Source organism: Ectobacillus ponti (assembly GCF_024294785.1).
Classification (GTDB): Bacteria; Bacillota; Bacilli; order Bacillales; family Bacillaceae_G; genus Ectobacillus; species Ectobacillus ponti.
Map to the genome: position 1 here is coordinate 274,899 of NZ_JANCLT010000005.1, position 20,074 is coordinate 294,972.

General features: G+C 48.7%; 17 protein-coding genes and 1 riboswitch. Of the genes, 11 read left to right on the top strand and 6 right to left on the bottom strand.

Going from position 1 to position 20,074, the window contains the following annotated elements:
• Positions 1–164: 164 nt before the first annotated feature.
• The 4 genes from NK662_RS12030 to NK662_RS12045 all read left to right on the top strand — a co-directional run bounded on the left by NK662_RS12030 (position 165) and on the right by NK662_RS12045 (position 6,966).
• Positions 165–674, top strand: a complete 510-nt coding sequence (locus NK662_RS12030) for a MarR family winged helix-turn-helix transcriptional regulator (RefSeq protein ID WP_254759177.1) — start codon at positions 165–167, stop codon at positions 672–674.
• Positions 675–880: 206 nt separating this feature from the next.
• A complete protein-coding gene (locus NK662_RS12035; protein WP_254759178.1) occupies positions 881–1,534 on the top strand; it encodes an HlyD family secretion protein in 654 nt (217 codons plus the stop codon).
• A gap of 12 nt (positions 1,535–1,546) precedes the next feature.
• On the top strand, positions 1,547–3,397 hold the full coding sequence (locus tag NK662_RS12040) for a DHA2 family efflux MFS transporter permease subunit (protein ID WP_254759179.1): 1,851 nt from the start codon (positions 1,547–1,549) through the stop codon (positions 3,395–3,397).
• A 365-nt stretch (positions 3,398–3,762) separates the two neighbouring features.
• Positions 3,763–6,966, top strand: coding sequence for a DEAD/DEAH box helicase (locus tag NK662_RS12045; protein ID WP_254759180.1), 3,204 nt, complete (start codon positions 3,763–3,765; stop codon positions 6,964–6,966).
• Positions 6,967–7,045: 79 nt separating this feature from the next.
• Here NK662_RS12045 and guaC read toward each other — a convergent pair whose 3' ends face one another.
• The 3 genes from guaC to NK662_RS12060 form a co-directional block, all read right to left on the bottom strand.
• Positions 7,046–8,029, bottom strand: a complete 984-nt coding sequence (gene guaC, locus NK662_RS12050) for a GMP reductase (protein WP_254759181.1) — start codon at positions 8,027–8,029, stop codon at positions 7,046–7,048.
• Positions 8,030–8,152: 123 nt separating this feature from the next.
• A riboswitch (purine riboswitch) is annotated at positions 8,153–8,252 on the bottom strand.
• A gap of 263 nt (positions 8,253–8,515) precedes the next feature.
• On the bottom strand, positions 8,516–9,736 hold the full coding sequence (locus tag NK662_RS12055) for an MFS transporter (protein WP_254759182.1): 1,221 nt from the start codon (positions 9,734–9,736) through the stop codon (positions 8,516–8,518).
• Positions 9,737–9,858: 122 nt separating this feature from the next.
• On the bottom strand, positions 9,859–10,671 hold the full coding sequence (locus NK662_RS12060; protein ID WP_254759183.1) for a hypothetical protein: 813 nt from the start codon (positions 10,669–10,671) through the stop codon (positions 9,859–9,861).
• Between the two features lie 137 nt (positions 10,672–10,808).
• Here NK662_RS12060 and NK662_RS12065 point away from each other — a divergent pair, with 137 nt between their 5' ends.
• From NK662_RS12065 to fbp, 4 genes are all read left to right on the top strand, one after another.
• Positions 10,809–11,873 (top strand): C45 family autoproteolytic acyltransferase/hydrolase, encoded by a 1,065-nt coding sequence (locus NK662_RS12065; protein WP_254759184.1) that lies wholly within the window; start codon positions 10,809–10,811, stop codon positions 11,871–11,873.
• Positions 11,874–12,055: 182 nt separating this feature from the next.
• The gene (locus NK662_RS12070; RefSeq protein WP_254759185.1) at positions 12,056–12,478 is read left to right on the top strand and encodes a MarR family winged helix-turn-helix transcriptional regulator; all 423 of its coding nucleotides are present in this window, start codon (positions 12,056–12,058) and stop codon (positions 12,476–12,478) included.
• The gene (locus NK662_RS12075; RefSeq protein WP_254759186.1) at positions 12,475–13,656 is read left to right on the top strand and encodes an MFS transporter; all 1,182 of its coding nucleotides are present in this window, start codon (positions 12,475–12,477) and stop codon (positions 13,654–13,656) included. The genes NK662_RS12070 and NK662_RS12075 overlap by 4 nt, the downstream gene beginning before the upstream one ends.
• A gap of 239 nt (positions 13,657–13,895) precedes the next feature.
• Positions 13,896–15,827, top strand: a complete 1,932-nt coding sequence (fbp, locus tag NK662_RS12080; protein WP_254759187.1) for a fructose-1,6-bisphosphatase — start codon at positions 13,896–13,898, stop codon at positions 15,825–15,827.
• A 518-nt stretch (positions 15,828–16,345) separates the two neighbouring features.
• On the opposite strand, the gene NK662_RS12085 is transcribed toward fbp, so the two are convergent.
• Positions 16,346–16,642, bottom strand: a complete 297-nt coding sequence (locus NK662_RS12085) for a spore coat protein (RefSeq protein ID WP_254759188.1) — start codon at positions 16,640–16,642, stop codon at positions 16,346–16,348.
• A complete protein-coding gene (locus NK662_RS12090) occupies positions 16,639–16,845 on the bottom strand; it encodes a hypothetical protein (protein ID WP_254759189.1) in 207 nt (68 codons plus the stop codon). The genes NK662_RS12085 and NK662_RS12090 overlap by 4 nt, the downstream gene beginning before the upstream one ends.
• Positions 16,846–17,015: 170 nt before the next feature.
• On the opposite strand from NK662_RS12090, the gene NK662_RS12095 reads away from it, so the two are divergent.
• Genes NK662_RS12095 through NK662_RS12105 form a run of 3 tightly spaced genes read left to right on the top strand, consistent with a single transcriptional unit; the run spans position 17,016 to position 18,753 of the window.
• The gene (locus tag NK662_RS12095) at positions 17,016–17,222 is read left to right on the top strand and encodes a spore coat protein (protein ID WP_254759190.1); all 207 of its coding nucleotides are present in this window, start codon (positions 17,016–17,018) and stop codon (positions 17,220–17,222) included.
• An 18-nt stretch (positions 17,223–17,240) separates the two neighbouring features.
• Positions 17,241–17,603, top strand: coding sequence for a spore coat protein (locus NK662_RS12100; RefSeq protein WP_254759191.1), 363 nt, complete (start codon positions 17,241–17,243; stop codon positions 17,601–17,603).
• A 13-nt stretch (positions 17,604–17,616) separates the two neighbouring features.
• Positions 17,617–18,753 (top strand): zinc-dependent alcohol dehydrogenase, encoded by a 1,137-nt coding sequence (locus NK662_RS12105; protein ID WP_254759192.1) that lies wholly within the window; start codon positions 17,617–17,619, stop codon positions 18,751–18,753.
• A gap of 56 nt (positions 18,754–18,809) precedes the next feature.
• Here NK662_RS12105 and NK662_RS12110 read toward each other — a convergent pair whose 3' ends face one another.
• Positions 18,810–19,991, bottom strand: coding sequence for a murein hydrolase activator EnvC family protein (locus tag NK662_RS12110; protein WP_254759193.1), 1,182 nt, complete (start codon positions 19,989–19,991; stop codon positions 18,810–18,812).
• Positions 19,992–20,074 lie beyond the last annotated feature (83 nt).

Genomic DNA, 20,074 nt, shown 5'->3' on the forward strand with positions numbered 1-20,074 from the left:
AGGAGAGGTTTGCCACAGTTAAATCGAGAAAATCCTATTTTTCTCATAGGAAAATCAGATGTTTTAAATCGAGTTCTATATGAAAATGTCAGCAAGAAATATTGACGGTAATTTATAAGGTAACGTAGAATAAGGAGGCTTATTACTATTAGGATGTGAGAAATATGAAGGCGCCTATAAAGTCAGGCTTTCAGATTGATATGAAGCATCTTGGCCTATTATCCGAGGAGCAGCCGTTTGATTTGCTGATGCAGCTGGTGAGAGTTACACGTGAACTGGAGCATGAGTTAACGTCAAAGCTGGCGTACTTTGAATTGTCTAATGGAAAATTAAAGGTTTTATTGTCTCTATTACAGTATGAGCGCCCGTTGAATCCTTCCGAGCTCGCTGACTTGGCAAGCGTTACCCGTTCTACCATTACAGGTTTGCTAGATGGTCTTGAAAAAGACGGGTTCATCAGCAGGAGTCCTCTTGAGGACCGGAGAAAAACAGCGGTTTGCTTGACTGAAAAAGGGCGAGAAGTCATTCGCATCCTTACTCCTTTGTATACCAACCATGTCATGAACACCTTTTCCAAGATTACTAAGGAAGAACAACAACTGTTTATGAGTCTGCTGTATAAGATTAAGGAAGGCTTGCAGCACGCGAGGAAGCACACGATGTTTCCTGAATGATGTCCTTACTCCCATACATATGCCTGATCAATCCTTGTAGTTGAATATTCAGGTAATCTATCATGTGTCATGATATTTTCATTGAGGGCCCTGCAGATGGGTCAACAGTCTGTCCGATGTGAAGCCTTATAGGTATTATGCTTGTATTATAATGAGGGACAGTCTGTTTTCACATATATGTAAGAAAACAGAGAGGAAGAGGAAGGATGAATCAATTTCGCAGACTACTCGTAGTCAACGTGATCACGCTGCTTGTGCTGGTGGGAGGGGGATTTTTGGGCTACTACTACTACAACCAGGCGCAAAATTATTTGAAAACAGATAATGCCAAAATTGACGGAAAAGCCATACCCATTGCAGCTCCGGCAGCTGGAAAGCTGGTAGAGTGGACTGCCGCGGCAGGAAAAGCATATAACGCCGGCGATAAAGTGGGCGCTGTATCCGTAAGCAGCGGGACTGCTGTGCAGCAGGTGGATGTAACGGTTCCGGCAGCCTCCACGGTTGTACAGTCCAGCGCAACGGAAAACACGTTTGTCGGTGCGGGCTCTCCGTTGGCTTACGCGTATGACATGAACAGCTTATATGTAACGGCAAATGTGAAGGAAACAGACATTGACGATGTGAAAAAGGGCCAAGATGTAGATGTGTACGTGGATGCATACCCGAACACAACACTCAAAGGGAAGGTGGAGCAAGTGGGCATGACAACAGCAAACACGTTCTCGCTTCTTCCATCTGGAAGCGCAACTGCCAACTATACGAAGGTTACGCAGGTCGTACCGGTGAAAATTACGTTGGATCATACAAAATCTGTGAATATCGTGCCTGGAATGAATGTGTCCGTCCGCATTCATAAATAAGGAGGAGGTTGTATGTCCTCAATCATCATTGCTGTCTATGCTGTTTTTTGTGTCTCGATATTTGTTTTTGTTAATATATCAATGAATCGTAAAAAAGGCGTTTCTATAATAGAAGCGCACGCGGAACGTGAAGCTGTCAAGGAAGCGGCGGCCGGACAAGAGCCTATGCTGCTGGAGCAGGAGGATTCCTCATCTGAGCAAGTACTGCAGAGCGCGGCTACTACAGCCCTTATGGAACAAGCAGTCGAAGATGTAATGGAGGAAGTGGATGCTGAAAAGCCCAGCCCGGCGCCAAAGCGGACGGAAAAGGTGCGGGAGAACGTGCACACAGGGGAAAAGCCAGCTGCCAATCGGGCTTTAACACTAGTAATCCTTGTGATTGGCATGTTTGTTTCCCTCCTCAACCAAACCGTCATTGACACGGTGGTGCCAACGCTCATTAATGAGTTCAATGTATCCGCCACTACCGCTCAATGGCTTACAAATGGTTTTATGCTGGTCAATGGCATTCTCGTGCCCATCAGCGTATATTTGGTCAATACATTTACGTATCGAAAGCTGTTTCTATTCGCGATGCTGTTTTTTACAGCTGGTTCTATTCTTTGTGCCGCGGCAACGAATTTCTCGGTTATGATGACGGGCCGCGCCATTCAAGCGGTCGGCGCGGGTATTCTCATGCCAATTGGATCGAATATTTTCTTAATGCTCTTTCCTCCCGGCCGGCGCGGTGTGGCGATGGGCTTGCTGGGCATCGCCCTTATTTTGGCTCCGGCCATCGGGCCGACCATTGCCGGCTGGCTGATTGAACATTATACATGGAACGTGATGTTCTATGGCATGTTCATTCTTGGCCTGCTGATCTTTTTCGTTGCCATTCGCTTCTTCAGGCTCGAGCAGACGCTCTCCAAGCCGAGGTTCGATGCGATCGGCGCCGTTGCTTCCGCAATTGGTCTTGGCACTTTGCTGTACGGCTTTAGCGAAGCCGGCTCTGAGGGCTGGGACAGTGCTGAGGTTGTCAGTATGCTGATCGTGGGCACAATCGGCCTCATCTTCTTTATTGTATGGGAGCTGAAAGCAGAGAAAAAGCTGATGGATTTAACTATTTTCAAAATTCCGGCTTTCTCGTTTACGATTGTCATTAATGTGATTATTACCATGTCCATGTTTGGCGGCTTGCTGCTGCTCCCGATTTACCTGCAAAATATTCGCGGATTCTCGGCTATTGACTCGGGAATCATCCTGCTGCCGGGGTCACTGCTGATGGGCTTTATGGGGCCGTTCGCGGGGCGGCTGTTCGACCGGTACGGCATTCGCCCGTTAGCGGTATGCGGGCTGCTCATTACGACATACTGTACCTATGAGTTCACCCATCTTTCTTATGATACGCCATACTCGCATATCATAGGAATTTATACACTCCGCTCCTTTGGGATGTCATTCTTGATGATGCCGATGATGACTGCGGGCATTAACAGCCTGAAGGCGAGCCAGATTTCGGACGGGACAGCGGCGCAAAGCACGCTTCGTTCTGTAGCTGGCTCGATTGGAACAGCCATTCTCATTACAGTGATGTCAAGACAGTCTACCTTTCATGCCGCAGATTACGCAAATGAGGTCACTGCGGCAAATCCAGTGCTGTACACGAGCTTCACCCAAAATGTGCAAGGCTTGGCTGCAGTGGCGCATGTTCCGGCGCAGACAGGGGCAACACTTGAAACATCTTTGCTGTACGGGCAAGTGATGAAAATTTCAGCCATAGAGGGAATTAACGATGCGTTCTGGGTGGCAACCATTGCCTCCGCTGCCGCACTGGTTCTATCACTATTCCTGCAGTCTGGCAAGAAACGGCCGGCAAAGAAATAAAAGTATAGACTGCATTCAATCATATGCATGGAAGACCGCTCTTCGCTACGAAGGGCGGTTTTTGTATGGGAAAATATGAATTGGGCGGCGGGGGCAACAAAATTTTCTTCAAGAGACGGAAGCCGTCCAGCAAAACTACTGTTTAACCATTATGTTAAAATATAAATCTCTTCTTCTCTTCAAAAGTACTTTTTAATGCGGCATTTCGGAAAAAATCTGCAAGCTGTGGAACAAACAGGTGTTGACAGGTTGAAGTGGACACATCAGACTTAGGAAGAACTGAATTCGTTTTTATCTGTCCGTTACACCTGACTATATACAATAACTTGTTTAAAATGAAACATCCCCGGGGAGGCGTATGGCATTTGGATATACAGTTAAACCAAAAAATGATTCAAGACATGTGCGGTACAGTCTCCTTTAAAAGAGGGGCTGCTTTTTACCGTGCGAATCAAGTAAGATTTGAGCATTATAGTTCTGCGTACTGTGAAGCGGCAGTTACAGGCAAAGAAGATGTTCGTGTGACCATTGAAAAGAAGGAGGGGGACTGTTTTTCCGCGGCATGCACTTGCCCCGCGCTTGCTTCCTTTCACAAGGACTGCCAACATATTGCCGCTGTGCTGTTGGCGGTGTATGAGCATCAACGGCAAGGAACAAATCCTCTTGCTCTAGGGCGTTCCGGCCAAGACCTTACAGAAGGTGTATGGACTCTTTTTACAAATAAGCCTGTGCAATCCAGCAGACGGCAGCTTCATTTTGAAACAAGACAAGTGCTTGACGCGGTATTTATATGTAAGCCCGTCACAGTAAGCAAAGGATGCCGGATGTTCGGAATTGAAATGCAAATAGGTCCTTCCTGCGTGCAGAATGTCCGGGATTTTCTGGAGCAGGTACAGGAGGGGAATTCCAGCCTGCTTTCTCTTTCCTTCACGTACAATCCAGCCCTCCATTGCTTTCAAAAGGAAGTGGATGATGTGATTCAGCAGCTGATTCAAGTGGTGCAGGATGAGAAGGTGTATATAGAGGCACTGCCGGATCAGTCTGATTATACCATCAGCAAGCACGTGCTATTGATTCCGCCGTCTTCTTGGGAACGGCTGATTCCGTTTCTTGTAAGAGCACCGCTGGTGAAGCTCGCATATAACGGAGAGACGTTTGACGGCCTTTCCTTATCGGATGAGCAGCTGCCTTTACGGTTTGTACTCACGGAAGCTGAGGGTGGCGGCTCTCAGCTGCAGGTTCACGGATTTCGCCACATTACCATTTTACATGCGTATAGCTCTATTTTATATGAAGGGAAACTGATACGGCTGACAGAAGAGGATTGCCAGCGTCTTTCCGGCTTCAAGCAGCTGCTGGAGTCTTCCGGAACAAATCAAATGTATATTTCTAAAGAGCAAACAGGTTTTTTCCTTAACGAAGTGGTCCCTGGCTTGAAAAGGCTGGGTGATGTTCAGCTGTCAAACGTACTGTCCGCGCAGCTGGCGCACACACCGCTGGTTGCCAAGCTGTATTTGGATCGTGTGAAGGACCGTTTGCTTGCCGGTCTGGATTTTCACTATGAACATATGGCGGTAAACCCCTTGGCAAGCAGAGAGCTTCAGGCAGTGCCTGTGTTGATGCGGGACATGGAAAAGGAGGATGTGATTCTCCGGCTGATGGAGGACAGCTTATTTGCCAAAACAGATGGCGGATACTTTCTGCACAACGAAGAGCTGGAGTATGAGTTTTTGTATCATACTGTTCCCGAGCTGCAAAAGCTTGTGCAGATCTACGCAACAACCGCGGTGAGAAATCGGATTTTCAGGGAGACTGCCCGCCCGCAAATCAGGGTGAAGGTGAACACAGAACGGACCAATTGGCTGGAGTTCACCTTTGAAATGGATGGTATTCCTGAGAAGCATATACGCGAGGTTTTATTGGCTCTGGAAGAGAAACGGAAATATTACCGTCTGCCGAATGGATCGCTGCTCTCATTGGAAGCACGGGAATTTGAAGAAATCAATCGTTTTCTAAAAGGAATGCCAGACCAGAAGCGAGATTTGGAGAACGGCTTGCACGTCCCCCTTGTACAGGGGCTTCGGCTTCTTAACGCTGCACCTGAGCATAATGTATTCACATTAGAGGGATCATTCCGTCAGTTATTAGAGAATATCTATCACCCGGAACGTCTGGAATTTGAGGTGCCTGAGGAGCTAAGGCCGATATTGCGGGACTATCAAAAAAGCGGCTATAAGTGGATGAAAGCACTTGCCGGCTATGGCTTTGGGGGGATTCTCGCGGATGATATGGGGCTTGGCAAAACGGTGCAGAGCATTGCATTCATTCTATCAGAGCTTTCTCACGTTCGCAGCAGGAAACAACCGATTCTGATTGTCTGCCCGTCATCCTTGACGTATAACTGGCTTAGTGAAATCACAAAATTTGCCCCGGATGTACAGGCTGCCGTCATGGATGGCAGCCAAACAGAACGGTACAGGCTGCAAAAGGCTGCGGCAGACCTCGATGTTGTCATTACCTCCTATCCGCTGCTGCGCAGAGACATCAGCTGGTTTCAAAAGCAAAGCTTCCACACTGTATTTTTTGACGAGGCACAGGCGTTTAAAAATCCCATTACCCAAACGGCGCGGGCGGTGAAGAAGATTATGGCCGGGCATCGCTTTGCACTTACAGGGACGCCGGTGGAGAATTCACTGGAAGAGCTATGGTCCATTTTTTATGTGGTGTTTCCGGAACTGTTCCAGGGATTAAAGGAGTACAGCAATCTGTCAAAGGAAACAATTGCCCGGAGGATCCGCCCATTTTTGCTTCGCAGGCTCAAGGAGGATGTGCTTGCGGAGCTTCCTGATAAAACCGGGTCGATAGAATCAGTGGAGCTGCTTCCGGAGCAGAAGAAGCTGTATGCCGCCTATTTAGCGAAGCTGCGGGAGGATACACTGAAGCATCTGGACAAGGATACGCTCCGGAAAAATCGTATTAAAATCCTGGCGGGGCTGACCCGGCTGCGGCAAATCTGTTGTCATCCGGCTTTGTTTGTGGATGGTTATACAGGAGGCTCGGCAAAATTTGAACAGCTGCTGCGGATTGTGGAGGAGGCGAAGCTTTCCGGGAGAAGGGTATTAATTTTTTCCCAGTTCACAAAGATGCTGGCGCTCATAGGCAGGGAGCTGGCGATGCAGCGATTGCCGTTTTTCTACCTGGATGGACAAACCCCGTCTGAAGAACGAGTGGAAATCTGCAATCGGTTTAATGCGGGGGAGCGGGACCTATTTCTCATCTCTCTGAAAGCAGGCGGCACAGGCCTGAATTTGACAGGGGCTGATACGGTCATCCTGTATGACACGTGGTGGAATCCTGCGGTTGAGGAGCAGGCGGTCGACCGTGCCCATCGGATGGGACAAACAGATGCTGTACAGGTGATTAAGCTTGTTGCCCGCGGCACCATTGAGGAAAAAATGAATGAGCTGCAAGAGAGAAAGAGAGGCCTCATTGAGGAGGTTCTTGATTTTGGAGAGAAGGTGCCGTCAGCTCTGACTGAAGAGGACATCCGGGACATCTTGATGCTATGATGAGGCAGGCTGCGACAAAAAAGGTAAACAGGGAGGCAGATCCTTGTTTACCTTTTTTGTTATGGCGAAGCCGTCAGCTTTAGTATACCTTGTCACCGTTAAAGATTGAGTTTTTCACAATCACATAATCAACCGTACGGATGGCAGCCAATCGGTCTCCTCCCGCATAGGAAATGGAGGATTGAAGATCCTGTTCCATTTCTGTCAAAGTATCCTGCAGAGGCCCCTTGTATTCCACAAACATTTTTTTGCCTTCCACATTTCTTCGTTCGCCTTTTTGGAACTCGGAAGCGGAACCGAAATATTCCTTGTACAGCTTTCCGTCTCTTTCGACCGTTTCCCCCGGCGACTCCTCATGTCCGGCAAACAGGGAGCCAATCATGACCATGGAAGCACCAAACCGGACCGATTTTGCGATATCGCCATGTGTCCGGATTCCGCCGTCGGCAATAATTGGCTTTGTGGCAGCCTTTGCGCACCAGCGCAGCGCAGCCAATTGCCAACCGCCGGTTCCAAAACCGGTTTTAATTTTGGTAATGCATACTTTCCCTGGACCGATGCCGACCTTTGTGGCATCTGCGCCTGCGTGCTCCAGCTCTCTTACTGCTTCCGGTGTTCCCACGTTTCCAGCAATAACAAAGCTTTGCGGCAGGTGCTTCTTAATATGCTGAATCATGTTGATTACGGCGTTTGAATGCCCGTGGGCAATATCAATGGTAATGTACTCTGGCGAAAGCTGCTCCGCCGCCAGTTGCTGGATAAAAGTATATTCTTCCTCTTTCACGCCAACGCTGATGGAAGCATACAGGCCGCGCGCATGCATGTCCTTGACAAAGTCTAAGCGTTTGCCTGGATTAAAGCGGTGCATAATATAGAAGTAATCATTCTCCGCCAAGTACATGGCAATGTTTTCATCAATAATGGTTTGCATGTTGGCAGGCACCACAGGCAGCTTGAAGGTGCGTCCGCCAAAGGTGACAGATGTATCACACTCCGAACGGCTGTTCACCATAGACTTTGCTGGAATTAGCTGAATATCCTCGTAATCAAAAACGTTATCCATACATGACACTCCCTAATAATAATAGATTGTATGCAGCAGTTTGTGGAAATCAACACGCAGCCTGCAGCAGTATGCTGGGAACGTGAGGCCCATTTCCGCAAAAAATCCTGACTGCAAATGGGCAGACTTATCCTGCCCATTCGTAGTCAGGATTTTCCGGTTCCCGGTAGAAACTCTCAGTCCATATCACCAAGAATATACGAATGTTGTATTACTTATCCCTTATTCATTCTAAACGAACCTTTTTGTTTTGTAAACAATATATTGTTCGTATTTTTAGTGATTATTGCTGTTTAAATGGGTAAAAAAGGTTTTTATATTATTAATTCATGGTTTTTATCCCTACTTGTGCATACATGACTTGTATCGTAAGGCAGAATGGGATGGAGAGCGGAGGGGCAGAAGAAATTATGGTAAAGAAGAGAGGGCAGGATCTGTAACACACTGCTGCGTGCTACAGATCCTGCCCTGAGTTTGCCGTTGTGATTATGATAGTTTGGTATATTGCCGTGCCGTCTTCCATTTGCCAGCCGCAATTGCCGCCAAACGAATGGAAAGCAAAATGGAGATGAGAGCGAGAACAGCAGTTGTATATACTACTCCACTCCAGCCAAAGTGGCTGTAAATGGTGCCGCTTGCTGTCCCGCCAATGCTTGCGCCAAAGTAGTAGAAAAAGAGATACAGTGCGGCGGCCTGCGCCTTATCATGGGTGGCTATAGTTCCCACCCAGCCGCTTGCGATGGAATGGCCGGCAAAGAAGCCGTAGGTAAGGACAGCGAGTCCCAAGATTTTCAGCCACAGACTCATGTCTAATGTAATGCAGCCTCCAACCAATATAATCAGCAGGGAAAGCTGCAGAATTTTTCCTTTTCCGTGCTTGTCCGCCAGCATTCCCATCCATGTAGAGCTGAATGTGCCCACCATGTACACGATAAAAATAAAACCGACAACGGTTTGGCTTAAGCTGTATGGCGGCTTCATCAGCTGAAAGCCGATATAGTTGTATAAGGATACGAAAATGCCGCTCAGCAAAAAGCCGATGGCAAACAGGTAGATCAGCCCAGGCTCCTTAAATTGGCCGAACAAGGAACCGAGCAGCCGTCTCCCTTCAAGCTTCCGCGGCATAAAATGGGAGGAGGGCGGAAGCAGCAACCAAAATACAAGACTGGAAAGCAGGCTGATGAACCCAATTCCCATGAGCGCTGCATGCCAGTTTATATAATCGGTCAAAATGCCGCTGATGATCCGTCCGGCCATGCCGCCCAGGGAGTTTCCGCTGATGTACAGCCCCATGGCCATTCCCAGGCTCCGTGGTTCCACTTCTTCACCTAAATACGCCATGGCAACAGCCGGAAGCCCCGCCAGTACAGCTCCTTCTGCAATTCGTCCTGCCAGCAGGAGAGGGAAGCTCGGCGTGACAGAGGTGAGGACGGCAAGAGCGGATGATGCAACGAGCGATAGGGCCATGATGGGTTTCCGCCCGAACACCTCCGACAAAGAACCGGCAATTAGCATACTGACTGCCAGGGAAAAAGTGGCCGCTGACATAACAAAGCTGGAAACCGCTGGTGAAACATGAAACTCCTTTGCGATATCAGGAAGCAAGGGCTGTGTTCCCCACAGAATGGCAAAGGTGCTGAAGCCGCCTGCGAATAATGCTAGATTCACCTTCTGAAATGCGCTTGTTCCGCGCTGTATGTAACCCATTCTTCATTCGCGCTCCTTTTTATATAAGAATGACTCGATTGATCGGCGTTACAACATCCCGTCCCACCTGCTGCCTTATTTATAACTACTGTAACAAACGGGATGTGTGCAAAAGGACCTGCTTATCTCTGCAGGCGGCTCAGCAAAAAGCCGGCCGTCAGCAGCAAGCCGGAAAATAGAAGCGCCACTATAGAACATGCAAACAGGTACGCATTATACTGTGCGATCCGGAGCAGCAGCGCTGTGCTGTTCAAGGAGAGCAGACCCGCCAGCAAATTCAGCAATACCAGCAACACAAACAGGGTGATGAGTCCGTCCCAGGCACCCTCAATATCCAGTCTGCTTAAGCTGATATGGGAGGAAATGCAGACAGCCAAAAGCAAAAATATCCAAAAGGAAGCGCGGGACACATGCTGCAGGGTAAACAGGCTTTTCACGAGTACAGCAAATGCGGCCAGCACACCCTGTATGAGAGGCACACTCATGTTCCCCGGCTGGACATGCGCTTCAACTGCTGCTATGAAGGCTGCATAGGATTGTGGCACGCAAACATACAGCAGCCCCATAATCGCTGCGATGCCGGAGAAAATGGGACCTGTGCCGATAAAGAAGTTGCCGATGCGCTGATATAAGCTGCGCCGGTTGTATTGATGGCGTACATAGCCAAGCAGTCCATGCGAGGTGTCGGTTGGAAACCATTGCACCCCGGTAATGCGGTGTCCAAACAGCACACACATGAACGCGTGGCCAAGCTCGTGCACCGGCACGCCGACCCAGGCGGTCCACATATAGAAGCGCCGCAGCGGGGTGCGGCTCCAGTACAGCTGCGAGCGGCGCTCCGCCAGCCCAAGCAGAAAGCCGATCAGTATGGTCGTCCCAATTAAGTAGAAAAGCTGCAGCGCGCTTTGCAGCAATGCATGCAGGATGGTGTTCATATTCGGTGCCCTCCCTTCCAAATTTCTAGTTTTCCTAGTATAATTGTATCCATTTTAGCACAGATGGCCAGTCTACAATAAGGAGGAAGACCCGGGACGGCAATGACAATCCTACAGCAAATGGGAGGGCGACAGTAGTGAAAAGAGTATTTGCAGATGTGATTCAATTCCGCGGCACACATTATGATTTCGGTTTGAAGCAAGGAGAATTGCTGATTGATTCGCTTTTGGTCCAAAATCGGGAGCGGCAATGGAAGGTAAGAAAACCGCTGTTTCGGATAGATGTGGAGGAAAGCAAGCAGATCTTCCAGCAGTGGGCCCCTGTGATTTGGGAGGAGCTGTTGGGGCTGCAGGATGCATTGAAGTGGCCGATGGAAAGAGTGCTGCTGGAGTTTGGCGGCTATCGAATCAATATGCATCCGTCAGGCTGTTCCATCTATGCGGGAGATCATTATTTAGTCCGCAATTATGATTATCACCCGAAAACTTATGATGGGCGTTATATTTTGTATCAGCCGACAGATGGCGGCTATGCAAACGTCGGACTGAGCCAGAAAATTACAGGCAGATGCGACGGCATGAATGAAAAAGGACTGGCGATGGGCTATACCTTCATGAACCGAAAACGCCCCAGTGACGGTTTTATCTGTCACATGATCGGCAGGCTCATTCTGGAGCTTTGCGGCAATGCGGGGCAGGCTGCAGATTTGCTGAAGGAAATTCCGCACCGGGGCTCCTTCAGCTACGTTTTATATGACGGGGGCTGTGACATGCCGTATATTGTAGAGACTTCTCCGAGAAGGGTGGAGGTCCGGCAGGGGTATTCCTGTACCAACCATTTTCAGATTATGACCGAAGAGAACCGCCACGTGCTGGAGGATTCCAAGAACAGGCTGCAAGCAATGGAGCAGAGACAGGCACAGGGTTTAAGCGGATATGAGGCCTTCAGGCTTTTGAACGACACAGACCAAGGTGTGTTCTCCAAGCTCTATGGAAGCTGGGCAGGAACCATCCATACCTCTGCCTATTTCCCGAGAGAGATGAAAGCGTGGGTTGCGTTTGGGGGAAATCGGGAGCCGGTAGAATTTCATTTTCATAGCTGGCTGCAGGGGGAGAACGTCCCGGTTCAGCGGATGGAAGGAGATATTGACACGGACATTCCTTTCGCGCATATGGAACGTGCAGACTGGTACAGGTCATAGGAAGAGCGGCCCCGGCAAGGAGGCGCTTGGCATACTCGCGGCACTTTCCTAGAGACAGGGAGACGGAATCACTTGTCATGATACGGGCTGTTTTTTAAGGGGGGAATTTCGGCATTGCTTTTCTTGTCTCCATACCGATATAATTACCTGGGTAAATATATTTGCTTTTTAGAGGAGGATTTATGCAGCATCACTTATTTCATTCCGTACATCAGCTGTCCCGTGAACTGACGAGGCAGGTGAATGAAGAGCTGCAGCCGCTGGGGATTTACAGCGCCCAGTGGTCTGTTTTATATGTTCTGCACAATGTTGGCCCGTTGACCCAGAGTGCTCTGTGCCGCCACTTGGCCGTAGAGGCTCCGCCCATGACACGTGTGGTCCAGCGCCTTGTCAAGCAAGGCTATGTGCAGCAGGTTGCCGGAGAGGATAAGCGGGCGAAATATGTGGAGCTCACAGAAGCGGCTGTTGCCGCATTCCCCGTCTGGGAGAGCGCGATTTCCCGGGTGCATGAAAAGACGCTGCGGCAGATTCCTGAACTGCTGCAGCAGGAGCTGAGTGATTCCTTGCAGTTTTGGCTCCGGCAATTGAAAGGAGAGATTCTATGAAAAGTGCCCGATTATGGACACGAAACTTTGTCAGTGTGTCAGCCAGCAGTTTTTTTCTGTTTTTAGCATTCTATTATTTACTTGTTGTACTGCCGATTTACTCCATCCAAAGCCTGCACGGCCGTGAATCGGAGGCAGGCCTCATTGTGACCGTATTTTTGGTTGCAGCAATCCTTGTCCGGCCCCTTGCCGGGCGGTGGATGGAGCGCTTCGGCACCCACCGTGTGTTTTTGCTGTCTCTGGTCATCTTTGCCGGGATGGCCTCCTTATACACGCTGCCCAGCTCCATGGCAGGCCTGTTGCTTCTCCGGTTCCTTCAAGGTATTGGATTTGGGATGGCCACTACTGCAGCCGGCTCCATTGTGGCGGCAATTGTTCCTGACTCCAGGAGGGGAGAAGGGATGGGCTATTATGCCATGTCCATGAACCTTGCCATGGTGCTCGGTCCGTTTCTCGGACTGACCGCGCTGCACAAATGGGGCGGCGGCGTTATGTTTTTGCTCAGCTTCCTCTTCGCTGCGGGAGCACTCGCAGCTGCATTCTTGATCCGGGTGCCGGAACAAAGCTCCGTACGCCCAGCCGCCAAAGCAAGTATACTTGAAATGTCCGCCCTCCGCATCTCGCTTATTGCAGCGGTATTCGCCCTTGTATACGCATCCATCCTTTCTTTTGTGTCTGTGTACGCAAAGAAAATTGGCCTGGAGTCTGTATCCAGTTACTTCTTTGTGGTGTATGCGGCGGTTCTGCTGCTGTCCCGTCCGTTCACAGGAAGATTGTATGACCGCTATGGGGCAAACAGCATCGTATATCCGGCCTTTTTTTGCTTTGCAGCCGGTATGCTGCTGCTCAGTCAGGCGGAAGCGGCAGCAGGCTTTCTGACTGCAGCCGGTTTGATTGGCCTGGGCTGGGGCACATTGTTCCCAAGCTTTCAGACCATCGCCATACAAGGTGCGTCTCCGGCCAGACGGGGAGCGGCGACTGCCACCTTCTTATCCATTTTCGACTTTGGCATCGGTATCGGCTCCTTCCTGGTTGGCTTGCTGGCGGTGCATGTTTCCTTCCGCTCCTTATACGGATATAGCGCAATCATTATCGCTGCAGGAGCAGTGATGTATGGTGTGCTGCAGGCACAAGCAAACCGCAGCAAGCGGAATTTGCAGAAAAAGCAGGCTTCGTGAGGGGGCGCGAACAGCAATCATATGTTAAAAGCGGCAGGAACAACCAGTACCTGCCGCTTTTGGCATATCTGCTGCTTTGTGTCTATATCTCAGCATCATAGGTGCGCATGCAGGCATAGAAAATAGAAATGTTGACTGATAATTATATCTTCCCGACTCACTTTCTTTTATGATATAAGTATGAGAGATATAGGTTAGCTGAAGAATGGGTGCAGGAGTTGAAAAGGGGGATACATAGCTTGAATACAAAATATCTGGATTTATTGGCCCAAAAGTATGATAGCGAGGAGAAAGTGGTCACAGAGATTATTAATTTGGAAGCGATCCTCAATTTGCCCAAAGGGACGGAGCATTTTGTCAGTGATCTGCACGGGGAGTACCAAGCCTTTCAGCATGTGCTCAGAAATGGCTCCGGAAATGTCAGAGAGAAGATCCGGGACTTGTTTCAAGATGTTTTATTTGAAAAAGAAATTAACGAATTTGCGACATTGGTGTATTATCCTGAAGAGAAGTTGCAGCTGGTAAAAAATGATTTTGGGAATGAGGAAGAATTACACCAATGGTATACAGTCATCATTGAGCGGATGATCCGTCTGATTTCACATGCCTCCTCCAAATATACACGTTCGAAGCTGCGTAAAGCACTGCCGAGCCAGTTTGTTTATATTATCGAGGAGCTGCTGTATAAGGCGAATAAGTCTACAAATAAAGAGCAGTATTACACAGAAATTGTGCAGCAGATTATCTCTTTGGGGCAAGCGGACAAGCTGATTACAGGACTCGCTTACACGACGCAGCGATTGGTTGTGGACCATCTGCATGTAGTCGGGGACATTTATGACCGCGGGCCGGAGCCGGATAAAATTATGGATACCCTAATTCATTATCATTCTGTGGATATTCAGTGGGGCAACCATGATGTACTGTGGCTGGGCGCTTTTTCCGGCTCGATGGTTTGCCTTGCGAATATTATTCGTATTTGTGCCAGATATGACAACTTGGATATTATTGAAGATGTATATGGAATTAATCTGAGGCCGCTGCTGAATCTGGCGGAGAGATACTATGGGGACAACCCGGCTTTCAGACCTAAGGCCCATGCAGACAAACAGCTGACCGATCATGAAAAGCTGCAAATTACAAAAATTCACCAGGCTATTGCGATGATACAGTTCAAGCTGGAAATGCCGATTATAAAGAGACGTCCGTACTTCAATATGTCTGAAAGGCTCTTGCTTGAAAAAATTGATTATGAGAAGAACGAGATTACGCTTCGCGGGAAGACATATCCGTTGGAAAACAGCTGCTTTGCAACAGTGAATCCGCAACAGCCTGACCAATTATTGGAGGAAGAACAGCAGGTGATGGAACGGCTGCTGTTTGCGGTCCAGCATTCGGAGAAATTGGCCAGACATATGAATTTCCTGATGAAGAAAGGGAGCCTGTATCTGAAATACAACGGGAACTTGTTGATACACGGCTGTATTCCCCTGGATGAGGAAGGGAATATGGAAAAAATGACAATCGAGGGTAAAACGTATTCGGGCCGTGATTTGCTTGATATTTTCGAGCGTTACCTGCGGCATTCCTTCGCACATCCCGAAGAGACAAATGATTTGGCAACAGATATGGTCTGGTACTTATGGACCGGAGAATATTCTTCGCTCTTTGGAAAAAGAGAAATGACAACCTTTGAGAGATACTTTATCAAGGATAAGAAAACACATAAAGAAATCAAGAATCCATACTACCATTTGCGCGAAAAGGAAGAAATCTGCCGCAAAATCCTGGCTGAATTTGAGCTGAATCCAGATCAGGGCCATATCATAAACGGTCATACGCCGGTTAAGGAAATTGATGGGGAAAATCCGGTAAAGGCAAATGGAAAGATGATTGTAATTGATGGCGGGTTTTCCAAGGCCTATCAATCGACAACCGGCATAGCTGGCTATACCCTTCTCTACAATTCCTACGGCATGCAGTTGGTTGCCCATAAGCATTTTAATTCGAAGGAAGACGTTTTGCGTGACGGAACGGATGTTTTATCGGTCAAAAGACTGGTGGATCAGGAAGTAAAGAGAAAAAAGGTTAGAGAAACGAATATCGGCGAGGAGCTATTGCAGGAAATTTCGATTCTCAATCGTTTGCGGGAATACCGCTACATGAATTGATGCAGCCAGATTGCCTGCAATGGGCTCCTGCGGCATTGGTGTGCGGTTTCAATAAGAAAGCGGAAGCTAAGGATGAGTCAGTGGCAATCCTTAGCTTTTTTATGTAGGGAAGGGGCTGCTTGTGGACGCAGCTGTTGGCGGCCCGCTCTGCAATAGGGGTATTGGCAGCGTCCCCCTGTTGCAGAGCATGCGGGCGGGGATGGGAATCAGCTCATTATTGGAATAAGTCTGCAAAAGCACGTGTAATGGCAAAGGCTTGATAGCTGAATACAGAGGCAGCGGAAGCGCTGAACAAATACACCATAATATGATTGAACATTGTAATAAGTCCCCCTTTATTTTACATTGTAAATTCTTAACTATATTAAATATAAGGCAAAGTACCTTGTAAGTAAATGGCAATGAATTGAAGGTAAGGGATTACAACGTGCAAAACAGGAAAACTGCCGGAAAAGGATGAGGGAATCAGCAGCGGCAATGAAGACCCCTGAAGAAGAGCAGGGGTCTTGTTTGTGCAATTAATCTGCCAGGAGGATTGCTGTTTCTGCAGCCTGCAAATTGACCTGCAGCTGCTCGTTTGGATCATACGGATGATAATAGCCTTTTGCCTCCATATATTTGCTGATGGTTTCATGTGTTGCGACTGCATCCCGCAGCTGCTGGCGGAGCACAGCCTTGAGCTCAGGATTTCCCACTTCGGTCACAGCAAACGCCAAATTTCTTACGCCGGATTTGGCGGTAATCAAAAAGTCAGAGGCGATGACTTGGTCTGTCATACTGCCCATACCCGCAATTTTTTGTAATAAATTGGTCATTTGTGTCCCTCCTGTGCTGTCAGCAAGTCGCGCAGCTGCTCAATATGCTTCTTTCCCAGTGTCGCATCCGCTGAGAGAATGAGTTTGAGTTCCTCATCCTGCACCAGCTTGTCCATCGTCGCAGATTTCGTCACACAAACATTTTTGAAATTCAAAATCTCTTGTGCCTCTAGCATTTCGTGCTGTCCTAAAGGATGAATCATAGCTTTCGCCCCTTGTGAATGGATGTATGCACTTATGTTACCTGTTTCCCAATATATTATGCACTGCCGGCCCGGTGTCAGCAGCAGAAACCCTGTTGTCCGAATAAAAAAGAAGATTTCGGGGGAGATTGCGTGTAGTGAGATTTTATTAAACGGATGGGGGCAGAGTAATGGAACGAGACGGATTAGCATACCACGAGACGATGGATGCGCATGAAATGGTAAATATAAAAACCATCGGTCTGATGAAAGCAAAGCTGATGCAAGGTCTTTGCTTTGACAATGACCTGAAAGCTTTGATGGAAAAAGACGTACAGCAATCCACCGCAGCGTTGAAGGAACTGAAAGAGCTGTATTTGAAGGCGCGGACATTGTAATAAGGAGGAGATGGCAGGATGAATGAAGATTATTTGGATCCGAAATATGCAGAAGGAATGCCAAAGCTGGCTGACGCTGCCATTGCAATGGAGTTTTTGATTTCTGTCAAAACAACAGCCCGGAACTATGCTGTTGCACTGACAGAAACAACAAGTGCAGATCTGCGGCACGTGCTGAGCAAACAAATGGAGGAAGCACTGAATCTGCATGAGGAGCTGTCGCAGCTCATGATGAAAAAAGGGTGGCTGTACCCAAATGATTTGGGCAAGCAAATTGAGTTGGATTTGAAATCCATGGAGGTTGCACTCGGCATTGCCGAAATGAATCTATATCCAAACGATACAGACAGGCTGGGCATGTTTGCAACACCTGATAAATGAGGAGGGATGAGGCATGAAGGCAGTTACATATCAAGGAATTAAAAATGTACAGGTCAAAGAGGTGAAGGATCCCTCCATTAAGAACGCAGATGATATCATCATCAAGGTTACATCATCCGCCATCTGCGGATCGGACTTGCACCTCCTCCACGCGATGATTCCGAACCTGCCTACAGATTATGTAATTGGGCATGAGCCGATGGGCATTGTGGAAGAGGTCGGTCCGGAGGTGACAAAGCTAAAGCGCGGGGACCGGGTGATTATCCCATTCAATGTCAGCTGTGGCCATTGCTGGTATTGCACCCATGACTTGACGAGTCAGTGCGACAACTCCAATCCGCACGGGGAAATGGGCGGGTTTTTTGGATATTCGGAAACAACGGGCGGTTACGCGGGCGGACAGGCTGAATTTATGCGTATCCCATATGGAAACTTCACGCCATTTAAAATTCCGGATAATTGCGAAGTGGAGGATGAAAAGCTTGTGCTGCTTGCTGATGCAGCCTCCACTGCATATTGGAGCGTAGAGAATTCAGGCATGAAGCCGGGAGATACAGTCGTCATTCTCGGCTGCGGTCCTGTCGGGCTGTTGGCGCAGAAGTTTGCCTGGTTTAAGGGTGCCAAGCGGGTCATTGCAGTGGACTACATTGACTACCGGTTAGAGCATGCCAGACGGACAAACAAGGTGGAGACAGTGGACTTTGGCAGAATTGAAGATGCCGGGGAGCAGATTAAGGAAATGACCCAGGGCGGCGCGGATATTGTCATTGACTGCTCGGGCATGAGCGGAAAGATGACACCGATGGAGTTCTTGGCGGTGGGGATGAAACTGCAAGGCGGCGCCATGGGCGGGCTTGTCATCGCTTCGCAGGCAGTGCGCAAAGGCGGAACCATCCAAGTGACAGGTGTATACGGCGGGCGCTATAACGCCTTCCCGATGGGGGACATTTTCCAGCGCAATGTGAACATCAGAACAGGGCAGGCGCCGGTTATTCCTTATATGCCATATTTGTATGAGTTAATCAATGAAGGGAAAATTGATCCGAGCGATGTGGTGACACATGTTCTTCCGCTTCAGGAGGCGAAGCGCGGGTATGAAGTATTCGACACGAGAACAGATGGCTGCATCAAGGTAGTGTTAAAACCGTAATGGTTAAATGGGAGAAAAGGGTATCCCGGGCTTTGCCCGAGGTACCCTTTTCTTTATCAGGGGAGATACTTGCGCGGATCCACGGCATTGGACTTTGCCAAATTCCAATCTCCCTCGTGTACTTCAAAATGAAGGTGCTGCCCCTCTGACATACCCGTATTCCCCATGATGCCGATTTGTTGGCCCTGTGACACAGATTGTCCGGCTGAAACCGTTCTTGTGCGCATATGAGCATACACTGTCGTGTATGCTTGGCCATGGATCCGATGCGAGATAAACACGACATTGCCGTAGCTGGCTGAATAATAGGACCGGATGACCGTGCCCGCGGCGGCGGCGGCAATCGGGACTGTGCCTGAAGCCGCAATGTCCAAGCCTTTATGATTGCCGTCACTGCGCGAACCGAAGCCGGAGGAGTACGCGCCCGCTGCCGGCTTTATAAAGCCGGCAGAAGCAGAAGGTGAGGCTGCTTGCGGTGCAACTGGAGCCGGGCTGACTGTTAAGGTGCGCTTTTGTTTTGCTTCTCTGGCCAAAGCAGCGGCTGCTGCTGCCTGTGCTTGCAGCACTTGCTTCTCTTCTTCTGCACTCATCATCTCCGAAACCGTCTGCTGAAACTGCTGCAGCAGGGTTTGCAGGACAGCTTCCTTCTGCTTCTGATTCTCTTCAAGCTGTGTTTGCTTTGCTTGCAGGTCTGATTTCAGTGAGCGGAGGACGGTCTTCTTTTCTTCCACACTTTTCATTTGCTGCCCGAGCAGCGTCTGGTCTTCCTGCTGTTGGTTTAAAATTTGCTGATCTGATTGGAAAATTAAGTTTACGGAATACAGCTTGTCCAGCAGATCTGCAAAGCTTTTTGTTTCCAAAAGTATATCAGTGACCATACTTGTCCTTGGCTGGGTTTGTAAGGCGGCCAGTCTTTTTTTGAGAACATCCTGCCGTTGTTCTATTTTTATTTGCAGCTGTTGTATGCTCTGTTTCTTTTCGGCAATTGCATCTTCAGTTGCATGCATTTCATTTTGAATATGCTCCAGTTCAAGCTGGTTCTTTTCCATTGCAAGGTCAAATTGCTGTACCTGCTCCTTTAATTGATCCATTTGCTCCTGCAGCACTTGCTTTTCAGCAGCTTTTTGCCGGATCGTCTGCTCGATGGAGCCTGCGCTTTCTGCCTGTGCGCTTGGCATGGCTGCCGGCGTAAGCAGCAATCCTGCCGCCAAAGCAATATGTAATCTTCGTCCCTTCATTCTTGGTGACCTCCCCGTGTTCTTCACATCAGTTATAACACGCAGGAGCTTCACCGGTTGTGATGTAATGGAAGTGTAATGGG